Annotated in this window: 20 protein-coding genes and 1 pseudogene; 20 read left to right on the forward strand and 1 reads right to left on the reverse strand. The window is 32.8% G+C overall.

All coding sequences use genetic code 11. The features are described from left to right. Positions 1–61 precede the first annotated feature (61 nt). The gene (locus NSQ95_RS07265; RefSeq protein ID WP_342560575.1) at positions 62–994 is read left to right on the forward strand and encodes a DNA/RNA non-specific endonuclease; all 933 of its coding nucleotides are present in this window, start codon (positions 62–64) and stop codon (positions 992–994) included. 128 nt (positions 995–1,122) lie between these two features. Here NSQ95_RS07265 and NSQ95_RS07270 read toward each other — a convergent pair whose 3' ends face one another. Beyond that, entirely contained in the window at positions 1,123–1,323 is a 201-nt protein-coding gene (locus tag NSQ95_RS07270) for an isochorismatase family protein (RefSeq protein WP_342560576.1), read from the reverse strand. 35 nt (positions 1,324–1,358) lie between these two features. On the opposite strand from NSQ95_RS07270, the gene NSQ95_RS07275 reads away from it, so the two are divergent. The 19 genes and pseudogenes from NSQ95_RS07275 to NSQ95_RS07365 all read left to right on the forward strand — a co-directional run bounded on the left by NSQ95_RS07275 (position 1,359) and on the right by NSQ95_RS07365 (position 14,328). Next, positions 1,359–1,676, forward strand: a complete 318-nt coding sequence (locus tag NSQ95_RS07275; RefSeq protein WP_342560577.1) for an Lrp/AsnC family transcriptional regulator — start codon at positions 1,359–1,361, stop codon at positions 1,674–1,676. Positions 1,677–1,724: 48 nt separating this feature from the next. Continuing rightward, entirely contained in the window at positions 1,725–2,126 is a 402-nt protein-coding gene (locus tag NSQ95_RS07280; protein ID WP_342560578.1) for a contact-dependent growth inhibition system immunity protein, read from the forward strand. Positions 2,127–2,385: 259 nt separating this feature from the next. Further along, positions 2,386–2,775: a hypothetical protein gene (locus tag NSQ95_RS07285; RefSeq protein WP_342560579.1), complete on the forward strand. Its 390-nt coding sequence runs from the start codon at positions 2,386–2,388 to the stop codon at positions 2,773–2,775. 309 nt (positions 2,776–3,084) lie between these two features. Then, a complete protein-coding gene (locus tag NSQ95_RS07290; RefSeq protein ID WP_342560580.1) occupies positions 3,085–3,399 on the forward strand; it encodes a hypothetical protein in 315 nt (104 codons plus the stop codon). A gap of 170 nt (positions 3,400–3,569) precedes the next feature. After that, on the forward strand, positions 3,570–3,926 hold the full coding sequence (locus NSQ95_RS07295) for an Imm3 family immunity protein (protein WP_342560581.1): 357 nt from the start codon (positions 3,570–3,572) through the stop codon (positions 3,924–3,926). A 178-nt stretch (positions 3,927–4,104) separates the two neighbouring features. Continuing rightward, entirely contained in the window at positions 4,105–4,455 is a 351-nt protein-coding gene (cdiI, locus tag NSQ95_RS07300) for a ribonuclease toxin immunity protein CdiI (protein ID WP_342560582.1), read from the forward strand. 236 nt (positions 4,456–4,691) lie between these two features. Beyond that, on the forward strand, positions 4,692–5,171 hold the full coding sequence (locus tag NSQ95_RS07305) for a DUF2247 family protein (protein WP_342560583.1): 480 nt from the start codon (positions 4,692–4,694) through the stop codon (positions 5,169–5,171). A gap of 128 nt (positions 5,172–5,299) precedes the next feature. After that, the gene (locus tag NSQ95_RS07310) at positions 5,300–5,752 is read left to right on the forward strand and encodes a hypothetical protein (RefSeq protein WP_342560584.1); all 453 of its coding nucleotides are present in this window, start codon (positions 5,300–5,302) and stop codon (positions 5,750–5,752) included. 81 nt (positions 5,753–5,833) lie between these two features. Further along, the gene (locus NSQ95_RS07315) at positions 5,834–6,172 is read left to right on the forward strand and encodes a hypothetical protein (protein WP_342560585.1); all 339 of its coding nucleotides are present in this window, start codon (positions 5,834–5,836) and stop codon (positions 6,170–6,172) included. 144 nt (positions 6,173–6,316) lie between these two features. After that, on the forward strand, positions 6,317–6,622 hold the full coding sequence (locus NSQ95_RS07320; RefSeq protein ID WP_342560586.1) for a hypothetical protein: 306 nt from the start codon (positions 6,317–6,319) through the stop codon (positions 6,620–6,622). Between the two features lie 85 nt (positions 6,623–6,707). Beyond that, positions 6,708–7,058, forward strand: coding sequence for a transposase (locus NSQ95_RS07325; RefSeq protein ID WP_342560587.1), 351 nt, complete (start codon positions 6,708–6,710; stop codon positions 7,056–7,058). Between the two features lie 585 nt (positions 7,059–7,643). Further along, positions 7,644–9,437 (forward strand): T7SS effector LXG polymorphic toxin, encoded by a 1,794-nt coding sequence (locus NSQ95_RS07330; RefSeq protein WP_342560588.1) that lies wholly within the window; start codon positions 7,644–7,646, stop codon positions 9,435–9,437. Between the two features lie 13 nt (positions 9,438–9,450). Continuing rightward, entirely contained in the window at positions 9,451–9,861 is a 411-nt protein-coding gene (locus tag NSQ95_RS07335; protein WP_342560589.1) for a hypothetical protein, read from the forward strand. Positions 9,862–10,125: 264 nt separating this feature from the next. After that, positions 10,126–11,264, forward strand: a protein-coding gene (locus tag NSQ95_RS07340) for an IS3 family transposase (RefSeq protein ID WP_342559786.1) whose coding sequence is annotated in 2 segments (ribosomal slippage) — positions 10,126–10,351 and positions 10,351–11,264 — 1,140 coding nt in all. Because the reading frame shifts where the segments join, the coding sequence is not laid out codon by codon here. 624 nt (positions 11,265–11,888) lie between these two features. Next, positions 11,889–12,203, forward strand: a complete 315-nt coding sequence (locus tag NSQ95_RS07345; RefSeq protein WP_342560590.1) for a hypothetical protein — start codon at positions 11,889–11,891, stop codon at positions 12,201–12,203. Positions 12,204–12,645: 442 nt separating this feature from the next. Next, positions 12,646–13,044, forward strand: a complete 399-nt coding sequence (locus tag NSQ95_RS07350) for a hypothetical protein (protein ID WP_342560591.1) — start codon at positions 12,646–12,648, stop codon at positions 13,042–13,044. Between the two features lie 71 nt (positions 13,045–13,115). After that, a pseudogene (locus tag NSQ95_RS07355) lies at positions 13,116–13,612 on the forward strand (SMI1/KNR4 family protein). A gap of 8 nt (positions 13,613–13,620) precedes the next feature. Continuing rightward, positions 13,621–13,926 (forward strand): polymorphic toxin type 50 domain-containing protein, encoded by a 306-nt coding sequence (locus tag NSQ95_RS07360; protein WP_342560592.1) that lies wholly within the window; start codon positions 13,621–13,623, stop codon positions 13,924–13,926. A gap of 63 nt (positions 13,927–13,989) precedes the next feature. Next, positions 13,990–14,328 (forward strand): hypothetical protein, encoded by a 339-nt coding sequence (locus tag NSQ95_RS07365; protein WP_342560593.1) that lies wholly within the window; start codon positions 13,990–13,992, stop codon positions 14,326–14,328. The last annotated feature ends 66 nt before the right edge of the window (positions 14,329–14,394 follow it).

Here is a 14,394-nt window from a genome sequence, read left to right on the forward strand (position 1 = left end):
CTATACTAGTTCCGAAATTTTTAGAATGAACAATATGAAACTATTATAGGAGAGTCCTAAAATGAAAAAGAAAATGAAATATTTAATTATACTTTTAACGGCCATCTTAATGGTTGGTTGTACCGACGTAGAAGACGCAGCCATTTCAGATGTAGAAACAATTCCTCAAGACATACCCACAGAATCAAATATAAATAGTGAAAAAGAAGAAGTTACCCCTACAGTGGCTGAACCGGTAATTGAAGAAATACCAACACAATCCAAAGAGGATCTATTCTCAGGATACAAACTTATCGAAGTGGATGGCGGAGGTTTATCCGGATATCGTGAATCTAACGTGGTCGTTGACATTGGTTACGGGGAACGTGAATATTGGGCATTTACGAATGAATATGGGCAGCTAGTACGTGTTATTGCGGAAGAAATCACCCTACAAGATGACAGTACGGAGCCTGTATTATCGTCTGGCAGATACTATTCGGATGAGGCAAAGGTGCCAGGGGTTGAAAGTGACTTTTTAGATGAAGGACATATCATTGCTGATTCTCTCGGTGGGGTATCCAATGCTTATAATATTACCCCACAAGAAAGTACACTTAACCGACATGGTGATCAAGCATATATGGAAGATGCCATTCGTAAAGCGGGTGGAGCTACTAATTTTGAAGCAATTATCACATATCCTAATACAGAAACGCAGATACCTTCCAGTTATCAGTATACCTATACGATAATGGGTAACAAAATCGTGGATACATTTGACAATGTGAACCCTGATGAAGTAAATGCATCCCTTGGTTTAACGGTTAATGAGTCTCCTGCTCCAACTAGTTCAAACACTAATGAAGATATTTCCAGTGTGGATACAAACGGTAATGGACAGGTGACGATTAAAGAAGCTAAAGCAGCAGGCTTTAGTATGCCAATCACGAGTGATCATTGGTTATACCCATATATGCATGATAATGATAAGGACGGTATGGTAGGTGAGTAAGTTCTTAGAGCTAAAATAGTGTAATACATCACGGAAAGATTATGAGGATTTACCACATATGAAAAGGGAGATTGTTTTTTTAAAACAATTTCCCTTTTTTACTTGAATTATATGTCTTTTAAGACTTGTTAGTTTTGTTCCAGGAAATCGTCGGTCGAAATTACATTGGCATACATATTGTTAAGTGTGCTGACAAACGAATAATGAACTTGTTGTGCTGGCACTACCTTATCCTGATACGTTAGTTCTCGAGTTGCACATGCATCTTCAATAAGTGTAGCTTCATAGCCAAGATCCACTGCAGCTCTGACTGTAGCATCAATACACATATGTGTCATCATGCCCAATAGGTGAACAAATTCATATGACTGGGCAAGCAGTAGGCAATCGTATAAAGAAACTGGAGGAAAGCGGTGTAATTAAAAACTACTCTCTAATAGTTGACGAAAAGAAATTAGGGCTCACTTATACAGCATTTATCATCATTTACATGATAACTACAAACCATGATTCGTTCATCCAAGTGATGAATGATCGAGATGAGGTAGTGGAAGTTCACCGCGTATCGGGGGAGGGCTGTTATCATTTAAAAGTAAAGGTTAGCTCTCAAGAGCAATTAAATATTTTCCTGGATAAAATTCTAGACTATGGGAACTATAGTGTACATTTATCCATTAAATAGATCAAACAACAGAATCGAGTGTTTTGAACCTTTTGGAGGGATATAAAAATGATGATAAGGGATATTTATCAATTGCCACAGGGAAAAGTCCAAGAAAATTATGCATTAGATGAATGGTATAATACCTTAATAAATAAAGATATTACAGAATTAGATATTAATGATTTATGTAGAATGATTAAACAGAATATTTTTATCGAATTAGCAATAGATAAAGCAATAGGGTTTCTTAAGCATAATCCTCTAGAAGGTGATGTTTATGATGGTCAGTTATTAGAAGTACTATTTTCTGTTGATATGGAAAATATTGCAGAACAAAAGGAACCACTAAAAGAAGTACTCTTGGATGTAAAAGAAAATGTAGGAATTGATAATTTTATGAGTGATGTGGATTTTAATGAATATAAAGACTTGGTAGAGAAATTTTTAACTAAAATAAACTCATTCTAAACTTAAACTATTACCTTGGTTGGCTATAAGCCTTTCAGGGTTTCTTTTTTAGGTGAATACCTTATGCGTGAATAAAGCGAATTCTCAACCCAAAGCACTTTTCTTTCGCTTACTCCCTGCAGAGCGTAAAGGCAAATGGGAGACTTGGGGGAGGAACTGCAGTAAAACAGTTTAAAATATAGAGGGAAGATTGGTGAAATAACAAAACTTTTTCCCTATTATTCATTAACTAAAAATATGATTTGATAGGAGTACGAAAATGAGTCGAGAATATCAAGTAAATGAAGATAAAGCAGATTTAGATAAATTAATGCTAACATATTTTGATTTCATAAATGGAAAATATCTAAAAAAGGCATTAGAAAGCTTTGCCCAAAGAGAAGGTTATGGGCAAGAAATTATATTTGTTTTTTTTCAATCTGATTTAGATGAATACGATATGGAACAATTACCTAGAGCTTTAGATGAAGAACACGTATTGATAGAACTAGGTTATCCAGCTGTTGAAATTGATCAAATAGCTTATATGGATTTTAAAACATTTTATAATTATTTGGACGAAAATGTTAAAAAAGAAAGTGAAAAAAATCCAAGCAATATTGAGCTAACAGATTTATTGGCAAAAGTGAAACGTAGTTTATATATTTAATTTAATAATTATAGAACAGTTGCACACCATCACTTGAATGGTAATTAAGTGATAGAACTTTGTTAACAGACTATCAAGGTTTTGAAAACTAACAAAATATAGCTATTCGTCTCTAGTGACGTCAAAGGCGTGGTCTTAGGGATAGGTAGTGGAATTATGATGTTAAATGATAGTCATAAATTACACAAGATCCATAAGTAATATCTGTGTTTGAACAAAACCATAACATACAGGGCTTGTAATTAAAATTGTTAGGGATGCGGTTATTTTCCAGATGCCAAGAAAAACTTTATAGTGGGAGGATCAGCCATGGATACTGAAAATAAAATGAAAGTTATATTAAATAAAAGGAAGAAATTAAATTTAAATGATGACTATGGGATACGACGTAGTTGGGATAAAATAGTACAGGTTCTCGGAGAAAACGAGGGAAATACTTTAAAATATTTAGATAATTGTAGTGCTGAAGATTTGTATTGGATAAGCGAAGTTTTTGAAGATATAGCAGAAATACTACAAAGTAAAGAACTGATTAATTGTCTAAGAAAATTAGATGACAAATTTCCTGAACTAAATATGACAAAGGATATAGATATTGCAGAAAGTTATATAGAAAATCCATAGTTAAAAACTAATAAACAAATTAATAGATTGTTCATCTCTACATTTGAAATATTAAATGATTTTGCTTCTAGGAAGTTTGCTGCTAAATATACAAATAATGAATTAGAAGTCATACACAACAATGGCAATAGAATTATTCTTTATACTTAATTTTTGGGAGAAGAAAACTAATGAAAGATTGGAAGTATAATGAATTATTTGATGCAATACAGGAAACATTTGAAGAGTTGTTAGTTGAAAATAGGGGATATAGGTATGCTATAGCAAAATTAGCGGATGAATTTGATAACTTAGGTAAGATAGAAGATATAATTGTTGATACTGCTATTGGAGAAATTGCAATTGGCCATGATAAAATTTTTGTTGGACGTAGTGAAGGAATAACAAAGAGGTTAAGCATGTTTAACCCACAAGAAGTAGGAAACGAATTAACATTAGAAGAAATAAAAGACTTATCGAGACGAATAAATACAGTAATAGAAGGACTAAAAAATACAGAGGTTGATTATAATCCTTCAGCAGAATAGTGATATTTGTAAAGGATTGGTTACAACAGCGCATTATATAAGAATATAAAGATCATGATGGTTGTACCTCAAATTAAGATTTATGGAGATTTGTTTAGTATATTTGAACAAGAGAATGGATTGATTTTCTTTTCAAATAATTTGGTCTATCTATTATTTTAATAGAGGAGTTTTGCAATTGGAAAAAATAAATGAGGAAATTATGTTGGAAAAAGACCATTATGTAGTAATTGCATTTTTTAATGCTATATCTGATACGGATTTTGTTAGAACAGTTGAACAAATGTCTTTAGGTATAGGTACTGGAATTAATGTTGTTGATTGTTCGTTCCCTAATGATCTTGAAGATGATGAAGAAAAATTTGAAGGTGTTATGTTTTCTTTACATAATGAAGAGTTGTTGTTAAGCTATTCTGAATTTTTCTATTATCTTAATTTAGCAAGTGAACTATATATTTCTGATTTTCCGAATAGCCGAGAAATTTTAGAGGTGTACCTTGACAAAATTGCAAAAAACTACGACTTATAAAGTAAAACTGTCTAGGCTGACGGGCGAAAAATGCTTGGAAGAATAGTTGATTGAATTAACCTAGAATTTCTAAGGAGCATTTAATACTACTTAAAAGTAATCTTTATGGTTGATAGTAAAATCCATTTCAATGGTTTGTGAAGCTATATGGTGACGTGAGCCACAGAAAGTTCATTGAAAAAGATTTTATAACATGGTAGCCAAATCAAATTCCAAGAAAGTAGGACGTGAATAATGTGAAATTAAAAGATTTTAAAAAAAGACATATTAATTATGACTGGAAAACTATTTTTATAGGTATCCAAGAAAACTATTTTAGTAAAGATGTTATTTCAGACTATGCGGTAGAGTTAATGGAAAATGGAGATGAAAGTGAGATTGTCAGTGAGCTTGCATGGGGAGTATCTAGTGAAAATTTAGATAAAGTAATGGTAGAAATAAAAACTAATTATTTTCCCTATTTAGATGAAGAAAGCACAATATTATTAGAGGAGAATAGAAAACTTAGATTTGTTTGCTTATCTGAAATAAAAGAAAGCTGTGAAGAAGAAAACGAATTACTAAATAAAATTGCAGAGTTTTATGGAAATCATCACTACCCAGAAGATATGGTGAGTTTCATTAATTATATGCCTCAAGATGTTCCAACTACGACACAAGATTTAGTAAATAGGTTTGAAAAATTTTTAGAGCTAGAGAGAGTGAGATTTTGTTAGTTATTTTACTTGACTCTAAGGGCAGAGGTATGAAGCTATAGATAAGGATACTTGGCAATCCATTATAGAAAGCTATATAGTGAGCATATTGCAGTGAACATAATCTATTAGTAGGAGGATAAAGTTTTATGATAACGTTGAGAAATTATTCGGAATTGGGGTCGTACTTTGTAATCGAGCATAACCATTATTCGATCATCAAAGATAAGGATAGACATAAAGAAATACAGGGTGTAGGAGGGGTAAGTGAGGATGGTCAGGTGGTTGGTATTTATGTGGAAAATGAAGAGTTAAATTTTTTCTATAATAATCAATCATTTTTGGCTCGTCCTGAAAAATTAGTCTGTAAAAATGAATATGTTTCTAGTTTAGAGAGATGTTTTAATGTAACTATAGAAGGTAAAGAGATTTGTAACATAATTTATAAACCTTATATTGATCCAGGTATGATTTATTATGATGCTGATCCAGAAGAATTTGATGTTTTGTTATACTTGAGTAGACTGATGAAGGATGAAGAGTCTTTAAAAGAATTTATGAATGGAATGAAATTGATTAAAGAAAGACACAAAGAGGCCTAAATATAATTAGACGATTTACATGATGAAATTGAGGATAGTACGTATTTACAGGGTTATCCAAACATAAGGAGAATTAAACTAATGATAGAAGAGAAACACCATCTTAATACTAAGTGGTACTTGAGTGGAGATTTAAAAATATGTCAACAAGACTTGGGAGATGGGAGAATAGGTATTTGGGTTTCGATTCAAAAATTCAATGTTTGTTTTACGATGATAATGTATGATTTTATTGAATGGTGCAAGGTATTGGATATAGATTTAGAGTTTAATTTAATTTGGAAAAATCATAGAGGATTTGTGATTAATAGTAAAGATCAAGTAATAGTTTTATCAGAGATAAAAAGATTCATTGATATAAACAATATAGAACCTAGTGAAGCTGATGAAGAATTTTCTGATGAAATGTGGTATTCATAATATAAAATCAAACCTATTTTTCTAATGAGATTCCAATCTCTTGGAGAGATATGATAGTATTGCGTCATAGTAAACACAGAAGTGTCTAGCAGGATTTTCTCTCTATTTTGACGAATTGTGGAGGGAAGAGGGAGGGGTTTTTAAATGTTTGATTATATTCTTAGTGTAAAAAATGATAAAGAGTGGAAAATTATTTCAAGTATTCAAACTAACTTATTTGATATGAAAGACCATTGTTTTGTGATTAATGATAATGAAAAAAACATATTGTTAGATTATAAAAATAAGCCTCTTCGTTTAACTACATTAATTACGGATACACAAAACCAGGAAGTTTACGGTTATGATGTAAAGGAATTCGCTGATTGGACTATAACTGCTTATAGGGTTTACTGTTTGAATCCTAATAAAAACTACAAAGAATTTAGATTACCACTTAATGAAAATTAATATCAAAAACTGCACACCATGTGGATGTGTTTTTATTTATATAAAAAGGATACACAAAAAATTTATCCAGAAATGAGGAAATAAAATGAATGATATTTTTGTTAAATCACTTTATGAGTCTATCATTAAAGAGAACCTTGAAATATACAAAGACCTGTATGAAACTACGAATGTTACTTCTATAACAGATGATTACTGGAAAAAAGCTATTGGTTTTTACGATAGTTTAACTGATGAAAATAAAGACACATTAACAAAGATTCTTGAACAAACTATGATTGATACTATTTCAAACATGCTCGGAGTAATTGATGGAAGTTCGACTTTAAAAGATTGTTCGTTAGAACCTAAATTACTTCTCGATTCTATTGACACAGAAGGAGAACTGCAAGATTCGTTTTTAGAATTCATAGAAGAAAGAGATAGTAACAGCTAGTTGGTCTTTTTATTTGTATATCGCAACCCAATAGGGAATCATTTGTTAACTGAGCTATTGAGCCACTTAAAAATTAATTATGCGGACAAATTGCGGACAAAAGAATAAACAGGTGGTCAGTATTACTCTTTGGATAAATACAGGTTGCTACAGTACGGTAATAACTAATGGTTAAAGATGGCTTATTGCTAAAATAGTTAGAATGGGCTTCCTAAAACTACACTCTCTATGCCTATAACGATATATATTCATTAGACCCGACATCTTAAGTAGAAAGTACCCTCAATCAAAGAAGATTTAGTAATGATAATAGTAATGAAATGTTATATTCGCCACTAGCTATTCAACTAATGTTTTTCTTCGACAGTAGGGAAAGAGTATCAGGAGTTTTTATGCATACTAATACGTAAGGTTTATTTTAAAGGTTATTGTAGTTAATCCCTTTACCTCTTCGTGTGAAAATGGAATATTATAACTACTGATAGTTTGCTAGAGGGGGAGAAGGATGTTCACCTATGGGGCATTATTGTATACTAAAGGATATAGTGAAATGAGTTTTTCTAAACATGTGATGAGGACAAGCCTATGAAGGTATTGGATGTAGATTTATTACAAGATGGGCTACAGCGAAACATTACAATGTTAGAAAGATTAAATACTGAAATAAAAACAATCCAGCGTGGAATCGAAGGACTAGTTCAGATGGAGGAACAATTAAAAGGAGAAGGAGGAGGTGCCATTCGCTCCTTCTATGAGGAATGTCATTTACCATTTCTTCAGTTTTTTCAATTGTTTTCCTACGATTCTCAACAAGTACTTTATCAAATTAGCAAAGCTCTTAACTCACTTGAGCCGGACCTATCAGGTTACATAATAGAAGAATTTTTAGAGGGCGAATTGGACCAGGGATTGACACTTATTGGCCAACTTACCGCTAGTCTAACTGACGAAGCAAATAGTATCATGGATCAGGTGAGTGACATTGTAGCACTGCCTCATCTAGATGATAGCGCAGTGCAGGAGGGGGTTATCAGTTCTAAGAGAAAACGTGATGATACCCTCTCACAACTGCATGAATTTGATGCAACACAGACGACTGCTTTAAACACCATGGAACAGGATATTCAGACAATGGAAACGTGGTTCTCTGACATAGAAGGAATGTTTAAAAGTGGACTAACGGATGTTCATTTCCAAGCAGATAACTGGGGAGCATTTACTGCTAAAAATAAGTTGAAGACAGAATTGGCATCTCGTATATCTCCTGTTGCCGTACTTTCCTCCATAGTGAATAGAGAAAATCAGTTGACGACTATGCTCCAGGCATTTATTGCGAGTAATGGTCCTATACGATTTGGCTATGGTGGTTTAATTGGGATACACAATCCTTTTGTCGGTACAGATATGATTGCCTTATCCTGTCCTAAACCTGAGCTCAATGGGACGGAACAAGAAGATATTGATCAAAACATATTTGTGAAATCCTTCCATAGTTTCAAAGGGATTGCTAAAGATTTTTGGGAGGGTGTACGCATACGACGTGAAAAAGCACTAGATTCTCCGTATGATTTTGTAAACTATTGGACTTTTGGGATTTCAGATGGAATTGTGTCAGGATCCAATGAAAGAAGTGCCAAGATGTTCGACTCAAAACTGGATTTTTTAAACTATGCTACATTTGGTTTTAGTGGAATGGTTAAAGAAGCGGTCTTTCCAGAAGATCCATTCTCCAAAGAACACTGGCAAAATAGTTTTGGATTTGTTGGAAGCATAATTGGACTTAGATTGGCGGCAACTCCGTCACCGGTTAAGAAACCTGGTAATGCTGCGGGGGATGGTAAAGGAATAAATGATGGCAATAATGTAACTGAAAATCCAAATAAAATTGGTGAAGGAACATCTAAAGGTGTGGTTAATAATAGTAAGCCAGTCAGCGGAGCTAAATCAATTATCACACCTGAAATGAAGGAAAAAATCCTGTTGGGACAGAGAAAGAACCCTAATAAAAATGAAGTTATTGGGGGGCATTCATCAAACATTAATAATAGCCAATCTAACTATGCTACAGAATCTATTAAAATCAACCCTGATGGTACAAAAGATATCAAATATATAACTCAATTTCCCGATGGCAATCTTTCAAAAATAAAAAATAGTACAATATTTCCTGGAGGTTGGAGTGATATTAAAATCTTAGATAGTATAACTGATATTGGTAATTCTCCTCCAATAAGTATAAGAGATAGAGATGGAGCAACTTTCCATAGGGGAATTATTGATGGTGTAGAAATTGATGTTATTAAAATAGGTGATACGGTAGTCAGCGGCTACCCAACAGGACAAATTAATGCTCCATTACCAGGTGGTTTTAGTAAATAGAGGAGGAATGTGAATGTACGAAAAAGTAGATGCAGTATTATCTGAAAATAGCTCAGATAATTATTTTTATGACGATGAATTTATGTATGTGCAAGAATTGATGAGTGACTTTACTAATATTGATTGGGAGAATTTAATTCAAGGATTAAAAGATAAAGATGATAAATATAAAATTAGATTGGCCTACTGTATAGATGAAGATAACGGGGTATATGGATTTAATTTATTATTAGATTTACTTAATGAGAGTGATGAAGTGGCTGAATATGCAATAGATTCTTTACGTTCTTTTGATGGAGAAGAATACAAAAAAATAATTGCTTCTAATAAGCAAATAAAGGACAAAGTAGAGAAATTGTTAATAAATGCTAGTTTACCTATTGAAAGGATTTTAGAAGCATTTTTACAACAATACAAATTATAAAAATTCGCAAATATTATTAAACTTAAAAAATGTATAAAATCACTTGATTCCCTAAATTTTGTAGTGAATGGATAGAGTAAAATTTATGGTGAAATTTCTCGAATCTTATGAAACTAAACAAAGTATAGTATTGAAAAATTAGATTATTATTTAGTGAAATTAATTAATAAGGATTATGAAAAAGAGACTTAGTGATGCTAGTATGGATGTATGGACACAAATTAGTTAAGTCTCTATCCTATAAATAGAGAGGAAGTGTTCGGAATGAAACAAAAACGGTATAACCAAGAATTTAAACAAACAATTGTCGAACTCCACAGATCTGGTACACCTGTGAGTAATCTCAGTAGCGAATATGGTATTTCTGAAGTAACTATTTATAAATGGATTAAAGCACACTCCCCAATCGAAAACAGTGGGGGTTTAACACCGTCTCAAATCGCAGAAATTCAAAAGGAAAACCTTCGGCTTCAACAGGAGGTAGACATCCTAAAAAAGGCTATGACCATATTCGCAAGAAAGTAACAGACCAAGAGATTATTGACCATATCGAAAAGGAGAAAGAACACTTTCCTATCCAATTGATGTGTGATGTGCTAAAAGTGTCCAGAAGTACGTATTACCAGTCGTTCCATAAAGTAAAATCTTCGTATGCCATGGAAAACGAAGCGGTTTTAGCACGCATAAAAACTATACATGCGGAGAGTAAAGGTCGCTATGGTGCACCAAAAATTCATTATCTGTTAACACAAGAAAAGGTCGATTTCAGCTTAAACCGAGTGCAGCGAATCATGAAAAAGGCTGGAATTCGATCAACGATCGTGAAGAAGTACCGACCAACTTCCTCCAATGCGCAAGTGGTGGAACGCGAAAACCTGTTAGAACAAAATTTTGAAACGACGAGCATTAATGAAAAATGGGTTGCAGATATTACGTATATTAATACATTAAAAGACGGCTGGTGTTATTTAGCTTCCGTCCTAGATTTACACACGAAAAAAATTGTTGGCTATTCCTTTTCCAAATCGATGACAACAGAACTTGTTTTACAAGCTTTAGCGAACGCAATCGATGTTCAACAACCAGAAGAAGGACTAATTTTACATACCGATTTAGGCAGCCAGTATACTAGTGAAGACTTTGAAAAAGCAGTGAAAGAAGCAAAAATCAAACAATCTTTCAGTCGTAAAGGATGCCCGTATGACAATGCATGTATCGAGTCTTTTCATGCGATTTTGAAAAAAGAAGAGGTATATCAATCTAGTTATATCAACTTTGAAACAGCCCGATTGACCCTATTTCATTATATCGAATCGTGGTACAACCGAAAACGAATTCATGGAGCTATTAACTATCTAACACCTCAACAATTAGAGGACTTATGCCGAAAAGAAGCGGTTTGATAGCAAAGGCATCTCGTTTTCCTGAGTTACCCCTACCTACACATTTTTTCAGGACGACATCCATGGCTTGTATTTCCTGTATCCAGCGAAAGCTGTCAAGTACGGTCTTTCACTTGATTGGTTTCGCTGGATACAGGACGCTCCATGATTGGATGCCGTTCTGACAGGGACTTAACTTTTTTGTGTCCAGGATATTGACGTAGATCCATAGGTGACTAGTATATGAGTCAATAAATCTTAAATATATTATTAAACCTTGATTGGCTAAATGCCTTTCAAGGTTTTTACTTCTTCGTTTATTATTATGAAATATTGGACTTTATTGTTTTAATCGGGAAATTTTGTAATGGACAATTATTATTGGTGCTAGAGGACAAAATATCTCAAGAAATGTTTTAAGGTATGTTAAACAAAAAACAAATGAAAGAACAAATGGTGTATCGGCAATTATTTATAAAATGGATTAGAGATGTAATATAGATGGCAGTAGGAGTATTAGTAGATTGTTTTTATTACGTATTAGGGCATATGATTTTGTACATTCATTCTATTCGACATCAAAATTATAACTTTAACTAAGTTTAAACCATGGGAAAATTTCCTCATATAGTGTGGAGGATGAATATGGATACTGAAAATAAAATGAGAGCAATATTAAATAAAAGGAAGAAATTAAATTTAAATGATGACTATGGCATACAAAGTAGTTGGGATGAAATAGTACAGGTTCTCGGAGAAAACGAGGGAAATACTTTAAAATATTTAGAGAATTGTAATGCGGAAGATTTGTATTGGTTAAGTGAAGTTTTTGAGGATATAGCAGAAATAATACAAAGTAAAGAACTAATTAATTGCCTAAGAAAATTAGATGAAAAATTTTCTGAATTAGAGATGACAAATGATATAGATATAGCAGAAAGTTTTATAGAAAATCCATAGGTAAAAATAATAAACAAAGTTATAGTTTTTTAACTAGTGCTAAGCTATAAAGAAGGAAACGTAGTCGAATGACTCTTGGGATGGAGTACGTATACGACGTGAACAGGCACTAGGTCTTTCGTTGGCTCCTGACAAAATCCCCCTAAGCTCCGAAAGTCCAATAGTTTACAAAATCATAAGGAGAAGTACCAAGATGGTCGACTCGAAACTGATCATTTTAAATTATGCTTAATATGGTTTAAGTGGAATGATGTGAACTAGTTGTCTATATACCGAAACAACACCATCATCAGTACCCTTAGTCATTCCTTCACCATTTTTTGACGTGGATTAACTGCTGCAAAAAGATCCGTAACTTATATCTAACGAGCAATGGCTATGTTAATTTAGCAAAATTAAAAGAAAATACGATTAACTAAATTGGAATAAAGGAGGAGATATTTTGACTAAAGTTACTCAAATGAATAAAGAAATTTTTTCAACAAATTTATCTAAAGCAGTTGATAAGATTAAAGAAGTTAGGAAAATTTCAAGTGATATAATTAAATTTGTTATAGAGCCTGTGGAGGAACATGGGAAAATATTAGATGGTGGCGATGAAATGATGAAACGTCTTGTTTTATCTAAAGAGAATATTGGTGGTAAAAGACTATTAATAGAGGATGCTGTTGGAGTTTTAGGAGGACTTTTCCCGAAAGCCCCCATGTGGATTAATATATCTTTTATGGAGATGGAAGGAGATATCGCCATATTCAAATTGGAAACTAGTTTACGTTTTAGAAAACCAACATTATTAAGGAATGCTGAAACAGGTCATGCCCCTTTTAATGTCATCATATAAAATTTTGTAACAGATTTTTGAATAATGGTATCATGTTTATCCTTGGATTATAATTATCGGGAGTGAAGCTAGTGGAAAAGATAAAGCAGTTGCTCACACAAATAAACACTTTACCAAATAGTCGTATCTTTGAGCCTTCTGGATTACCCATTATTGATGAAGAAAAGCATATTTTACCTAATGATTTAAAAGAGTTTTATAGTCTTTGCGGGGGATTAGTTCTATTTGAAGATGAGGAATATCCAATATATATTGTGTCTCCTGATAAGTTTGTATTGGCAAACCCAATAATTGTAGCAGAATTATGTGAAGAAGATATTTCATCTAACTGGTATATTATTGGTAATGATGGAACGGATGAATACTTAACTACTGACCTCAATGAAGATAGACTAGGTAGATGCACGATAGTTTTTTTGACCGCCATGGGCTTGTAGGTGAGTCCCAGATTATAGCTACTTCGTTTACTGATTTACTTGAACAACTTATAAAAAATAAAGGGCAATATTGGTATTGGCTTAGAAGTGATTTTATCTCTCTAGGTGATGCATATGATGAAATTGAATAGCTAATAATTTGTATAAAGAAAAAGCTGACCTTGATTGGCAATATGCCTTTCAAGGTTTCTTTTTGTTGGCTGCTCATGAAAAGCATATTTCTAATACGCCAAATTTCAAACAAGAAATAGCAAATGGAAAAAACAAGAGTATTTTCTATGGCGATAATAAAACAGCACAAGAATTGCTTGATCAGTTTGCAGGGAAAGGTCAACTACTGCCAAACGGTAAAAAAGAAAGAGTAGACTTTGGTAAAACTATTGGGAATTACTATGATCGAAATACCGGTGAATATCTTGATACTACTAATGGATTGATACATTAGTGGTAAAGATGGAGCTCATATAGTACCGTCAAGGCCGTAAAAACAAAAGAAAAGAGGATGTATATGGGGTATGACTCTTTAATAGGAACATTAATAAAATATGAACATAGTGACATGATACTAGAATGGGAAAATGGATTAAGGATTGTTGGTGTACTAGAGACAGTTTTTGAAACAGATAATGGGTTAGATGACGACAATGTAAATTATACCAAATATGATGCAGCTGTTTTTCAAGTAAGTGATATTTTAGAGCATCCTACTAATGAGGAAAGTCGTTTATATAATTGGTTAATACAAAAGAAAGGTTCATTAGTTGAAATTTCACTTTATGATGATCCGCCAAGTGCAGTTTTTTTAACTGAAGGAGAAAGTGTATGGAAAAGGGATAGTAAAAAATAAAAACGTTACTTTAAACATAACCTTGATGGGCTAAATTGCCTTTCAAGGTTTTTTTACTTTAATTTA

Source organism: Psychrobacillus sp. FSL W7-1457 (genome assembly GCF_038593405.1).
GTDB lineage: Bacteria > Bacillota > Bacilli > Bacillales_A > Planococcaceae > Psychrobacillus.

Coding starts and splice junctions, on each gene's coding strand:
- NSQ95_RS07265 (WP_342560575.1), top strand. CDS start 62: ATGAAAAAGAAAATGAAATATTTAATTATACTTTTAACGGCCATCTTA.
- NSQ95_RS07270 (WP_342560576.1), bottom strand. CDS start 1,323: ATGTGTATTGATGCTACAGTCAGAGCTGCAGTGGATCTTGGCTATGAA.
- NSQ95_RS07275 (WP_342560577.1), top strand. CDS start 1,359: ATGACTGGGCAAGCAGTAGGCAATCGTATAAAGAAACTGGAGGAAAGC.
- NSQ95_RS07280 (WP_342560578.1), top strand. CDS start 1,725: ATGATGATAAGGGATATTTATCAATTGCCACAGGGAAAAGTCCAAGAA.
- NSQ95_RS07285 (WP_342560579.1), top strand. CDS start 2,386: ATGAGTCGAGAATATCAAGTAAATGAAGATAAAGCAGATTTAGATAAA.
- NSQ95_RS07290 (WP_342560580.1), top strand. CDS start 3,085: ATGGATACTGAAAATAAAATGAAAGTTATATTAAATAAAAGGAAGAAA.
- NSQ95_RS07295 (WP_342560581.1), top strand. CDS start 3,570: ATGAAAGATTGGAAGTATAATGAATTATTTGATGCAATACAGGAAACA.
- NSQ95_RS07310 (WP_342560584.1), top strand. CDS start 5,300: ATGATAACGTTGAGAAATTATTCGGAATTGGGGTCGTACTTTGTAATC.
- NSQ95_RS07315 (WP_342560585.1), top strand. CDS start 5,834: ATGATAGAAGAGAAACACCATCTTAATACTAAGTGGTACTTGAGTGGA.
- NSQ95_RS07320 (WP_342560586.1), top strand. CDS start 6,317: ATGTTTGATTATATTCTTAGTGTAAAAAATGATAAAGAGTGGAAAATT.
- NSQ95_RS07325 (WP_342560587.1), top strand. CDS start 6,708: ATGAATGATATTTTTGTTAAATCACTTTATGAGTCTATCATTAAAGAG.
- NSQ95_RS07330 (WP_342560588.1), top strand. CDS start 7,644: ATGAAGGTATTGGATGTAGATTTATTACAAGATGGGCTACAGCGAAAC.
- NSQ95_RS07335 (WP_342560589.1), top strand. CDS start 9,451: ATGTACGAAAAAGTAGATGCAGTATTATCTGAAAATAGCTCAGATAAT.
- NSQ95_RS07345 (WP_342560590.1), top strand. CDS start 11,889: ATGGATACTGAAAATAAAATGAGAGCAATATTAAATAAAAGGAAGAAA.
- NSQ95_RS07365 (WP_342560593.1), top strand. CDS start 13,990: ATGGGGTATGACTCTTTAATAGGAACATTAATAAAATATGAACATAGT.